The sequence below is a fragment of the Pseudomonas laurentiana genome (genome assembly GCF_014648275.1).
GTDB classification, from domain to species: domain Bacteria; phylum Pseudomonadota; class Gammaproteobacteria; order Pseudomonadales; family Pseudomonadaceae; genus Aquipseudomonas; species Aquipseudomonas laurentiana.
On the sequence record NZ_BMQU01000222.1, the window covers coordinates 1 to 502 of the forward strand.

Genomic DNA, 502 nt, shown 5'->3' on the forward strand with positions numbered 1-502 from the left:
AAAAATACTTTCATTATTATAAAATAAAAAACCTTCATATTTTAATACATATATTTAATTTATTCAAAACTATTAAAACAAAATCCACTTTTTAAAAAATATAAATCAAAACAACAACAAAAATATTTCTAATAAAACATCTTTCACAATCCCTAAAAAAAAAATTCACCAATAAACCAAAAACTAAATAACTCAACTCATTCACATCAAAATCATAAATATTTAAAATCCATATTATACAAAAAAACATTACTTTTACTAATTCAAATTAAAAAATAATATAAAATCAATCTATTTCCAACATCATATCCATAATTAACACATTCATCATAATTAAAAACTCCAACTCCATATCAAATTCACAATCAATATCATTACTAACATCAATATCATCACTATCATCAATATCAATATCATCAATAAAAAAACCTTTCAACTTATTATCCAAGAACTTATTCAAAAATACTATAATAAAAAAAACATAAAAATTTATCACTAAATA

General features: G+C 18.3%; 1 protein-coding gene. It reads right to left on the reverse strand.

Features of this window, described 5'->3' with window-relative positions:
- Window positions 1-286: 286 nt before the first annotated feature.
- On the reverse strand, window positions 287-502 hold a 216-nt coding region (locus IE038_RS25860; RefSeq protein ID WP_229775760.1), incomplete at its 5' end, for a protein Ycf2.